This is a genomic window from Arthrobacter sp. Dra40, assembly GCF_059091905.1.
The window spans coordinates 1-3,728 of sequence record NZ_JBNHHB010000350.1 but is presented as its reverse complement, the minus strand read 5'-3'; the positions used below and the strand labels follow the sequence as shown (position 1 = coordinate 3,728).

The window sequence follows — 3,728 nt, the reverse complement described above, 5'->3', positions numbered from 1 at the left end:
CATCGCGCTGGGCATCTGTGCCCTGCTGTTCATTGTCCTTGGCGTCTACCAGTTGTGGAACAGTATCGCCCCGCTCTTCGGCGGCTGATTTCCTGCACCTCTGCTGCCCCGTACCGTTTCGGTGCGGGGCAGCGCTGCTTAAACCGACGACGGCGCCGCGCGGCGGCGCTTGTGAGCCACCGACGGCGGTGCCGGGCCGCCCGCCTATTGCCGGTCCGGAGGGTGGTCCGCCTATTGCCGGTCCGGAGGGTGGTCCGCCTACTGCCGGTCCGGAGGGTGGTCCGCCTACTGCCGGTCCGGAGGAGGGGCAGTCCGCCTACTGCCGGTCGGAGGGCCGCCCTGCCTATTGCCGGCCGGTCCGGCGTTTCCCGTCGCTGGAATCGTCGTCGCCAACGATCGAGGCCAGAAGCTCGTCGGCCTCGCCCAGCCCACGGACGGCTTGGACAAGGATGGCCCGGGCTTCAGCTTCGGGTGAGCGATGATGCGTTTCGGCGAGGATCCGTAGTCCTTCCATGGTCCGCGGGTCCAGCTCCGGCAGCGTGAGTGATTCCATGACAGCTACCTCCCTTTGGGGTGCCCTGCGCCCCGAATGCCGCCCATGATAGTCCTGCCCCGACCAGCTGTCAGCGGTGCGCCGACGTCGTCGGCGGCTTCGGGCGGCAGCCGCATCAGCACCACCAGGGCACCACCGTCCTCACCGCAGCCACGGCAGAGGCAGCCTGCCGGCGCCGGCGACAATCAGCGCAGCGGGTCGAACGGCCGGATCGCGTCAGGTACCTGGCCGGTGACAATCTGCTCGGCCAGCAGCTTGCCGGTGGCCGGGCCCAGCACGATGCCCCACATCCCATGCCCGCCGGCAACGTAGACGCCGGGGGAGCGGGTGGCGCCGATCAGGGGCAGGCCGTCTGGCGTAACCGGGCGCGGGCCGACCCAGAGGTCCTCAAGGTTTGTGAGGTCCATGTTGGTGAACAGCGGCCGCACCGAGGCCAGGATGGCGTCGATCCGCCCGGTCTGCAGCGGTTCGTCCGGGCCGCGGAACTCCATGGTCCCGGCAATGCGCAGCCGTCCCTGGTACGGGGTGCAGGCCACGCGCCGGGCCGGGAAGTAGATCGGGAACTCGGCCGGCTGGTCGGTCGCCACGCTGAAGGAGTAACCCCGTCCCGCCTGCACCATCGTGCGCACGCCCAGCGGTTTGGCGAGGTCAGGCAGCCAGGCGCCGGTCGCCAAAACCACGACGTCGGCGTGGAACGGTTCGTGCGCGTAGGTCTCCACCGAGATTCCGGCGTGTCCGTGGCGCAGCGACCGGACCTCGGCGCCGGCAATGATCTGCCCGCCCCGTTCCACGACTGATTCAGCCAGGGCCTCCACGAACGGGCCGGGCTCCAGGAAGCGCTGGCCTTCCAGTTCATACACCGTCGAGACCCGTGCCGATAGCTGCGGGACCTTGACCTGTGCATTGTCCAGACGGCTCAGCGGGACCGACTGTCCGGCTTTCTCCACGTTGGCCAGCTCATGGACAAAGTGGCGGCTTTCTTTCTCCTCCTCGAAGCCGACGATGAAGGGGCCCTTCCGCGTCCATGATTCGACGCCGTGGGCAGTCATTTCGTCGAAGCACTCCAGCGCCATCCTGTCGATCGGCGTGAGCGCGGCCATGGTACGGTCCCACGCCTTTTGCGTTCCGTGGAGGGCAAAACGCGCCAGGAATTTCCACAGCTGCGGGTCCAATCTGGCGGGAATGTGCAGTGGCGCCGTCGGGTCGAGCAGCGCCTTGGGCCCGTAGGTCCAGACGCTCGGGTCCGACAGCGGCATGGCCATGCCAGGCGTCAGCCAGCCGGCGTTGCCCCAAGACGCGCCTGCGGCGACGCCGGACCTGTCCAGCACGGTGACCTCCACGCCGCGTTCCTGCAGGTGCCAAGCGGTGGCCAGTCCCACCATGCCTGCCCCCACGACGACGGCGGTGCTCGGGGCTTGTGCGCGAGAGTACATCTTCTGCTCCTCGGGTTGTGTCTGCTCCCGGCACCATCCTTAAGAATGTTTACCCGTTTCTCAAGCGATTAGGAGAAGATTCTGTAAGACAAAGGCGCACCGGCAAGAAATTCAGGAAGTGGTGGCAATCACATGGCCGAACCGAAGGATCTTCGACGCCCTTTCGGAGCGCCGGCCGGGTCTGGACTGGACCGCACCGACCGGCTCATTGTCGAGATGCTTCAGGTTGACGCCCGAACTCCCAATAACGCCATTGCTGCGGCGGCCGGCATTGCCCCTTCGACCTGCTTGAGCCGCATCCGTTCCCTGCGTGAACGCGGAGTCATCCGAGGCTTCCATGCCGACGTCGACCCCGCCGCCGTGGGGCGCGGCCTGCAGGCGCTGATTTCCATCCGGCTGCAGGCGCACGCGCGCTCGGACCTGGGCCAGTTCAAGGATTATCTGGCCGGCCTGCCCGAGGTGGAGGGAATTTTCTTCGTGACCGGCGACCGCGACTTCCTGATCCACGTAGCCGTGGCCGACTCCAACGCACTGCGCGACCTGGTGGCGAACAACCTCAGCGTCCGGCCGGAGGTCGCCGGTACCAATACCACCGTGATCTTCGAGCACGTGCGCCCGCCCGGAAGCTCGCTCGCTCCCTAACTGGGGAGCAAACCCGGAGACTCGCTCGCTCCCTGAGCGGGGAGCCAGCCTGAACACTCGCTCGCTCCCTGACCGGGAGCCAGCCCGGACAATCGCTCGCCCTCTGGCTGCGGAGCGGGCTGCAACGGTCTTGGCTACTCCTGCTCGCGAGAACCCGCCGTGCACGCTCATTTGTTGACACGTCATACTTTCCCGGGCTACGATTGTTGAAACGTCAAGCAATCGATTGAAGGCTGCCATGTCCTGGTTCAAGAATCTGTTTAGCAAGTCCAGCGCCCGCCGGTCCGCCGCCAATCCCGCGGCAGCAGCGGCCCAGCCCCTCGGCGACGCCGCCGCCCAGCCCCTCGGCGACGCCGCCGCCCAGCCGGTCGAGGCCACGGCCCGTAGCGAAGCCGCCCTCCCCAAGATCGCCATCATTACCGGCAGCACCCGCCCGGGCCGGGTTAACGACTCCGTGGCTCACTGGATTGTTTCCGAACTGGCCGGTCGGACGGACGCCACTTTCGAGGTCGTCGACATTGCCGACTTCAATCTGCCGCTGCTGGACGAGGCGTACCCGGCCGCGTACCAGAACTACCAGGCCGATCACACGAAGACCTGGTCGGCCAAAATCAGCGAGTTCGACGGCTACATCTTCGTAGCCAACGAATACAACCACACGGTTTCGGCCGCATTGGCCAACGCGCTGTCCTACCTGAACGTCGAGTTCAACAACAAGGCCGCCGGCATCGTTTCCTACGGCTCCATGGGTGGCGTGCGTGCTGCCGAACACCTGCGCAACATGTTGGCAGAGCTGCAGGTGGCCGTGGTCCGCAACCAGGTGATGTTCTCGCTGTTCACTGATTTTGAAAACTTCACCGAGTTCAAGCCGACCGAGCAGAACGCCGGCACCCTGGCACCCATGATCGACCAGCTCATTCCGTGGGCACAAGGCTTCGCAACCATCCGCACCCCGCAGACCGTCGCCGCTTAAGACCGCCAATACGGACCAGCTGCCGTCTCCTTCGACGAGCGGTTCGTACCAGCCGTCTGCATGCCGGCTGTCCAGCCGCATCGCCCCGCCGTTTCCCCATCCGGCGGGGCGATGCTCTTTAAGGGCT

At 66.3% G+C, this 3,728-nt stretch carries 4 protein-coding genes; 2 read left to right on the top strand and 2 right to left on the bottom strand.

What is annotated here, in order from left to right; genetic code table 11:
* Positions 1-343: 343 nt before the first annotated feature.
* Together AC5RWT_RS35530 and AC5RWT_RS35525 are read right to left on the bottom strand one after the other, a co-directional pair.
* Complete coding sequence (locus AC5RWT_RS35530; protein ID WP_494084324.1) at positions 344-553, bottom strand: FitA-like ribbon-helix-helix domain-containing protein; 210 nt, start codon at positions 551-553, stop codon at positions 344-346.
* Between the two features lie 185 nt (positions 554-738).
* Complete coding sequence (locus AC5RWT_RS35525; RefSeq protein ID WP_494084323.1) at positions 739-1,986, bottom strand: NAD(P)/FAD-dependent oxidoreductase; 1,248 nt, start codon at positions 1,984-1,986, stop codon at positions 739-741.
* Positions 1,987-2,118: 132 nt separating this feature from the next.
* Here AC5RWT_RS35525 and AC5RWT_RS35520 point away from each other — a divergent pair, with 132 nt between their 5' ends.
* Positions 2,119-2,628, top strand: coding sequence for an Lrp/AsnC family transcriptional regulator (locus tag AC5RWT_RS35520; protein WP_494084322.1), 510 nt, complete (start codon positions 2,119-2,121; stop codon positions 2,626-2,628).
* A gap of 238 nt (positions 2,629-2,866) precedes the next feature.
* Positions 2,867-3,601, top strand: a complete 735-nt coding sequence (locus tag AC5RWT_RS35515) for an NADPH-dependent FMN reductase (RefSeq protein ID WP_494084321.1) — start codon at positions 2,867-2,869, stop codon at positions 3,599-3,601.
* The last annotated feature ends 127 nt before the right edge of the window (positions 3,602-3,728 follow it).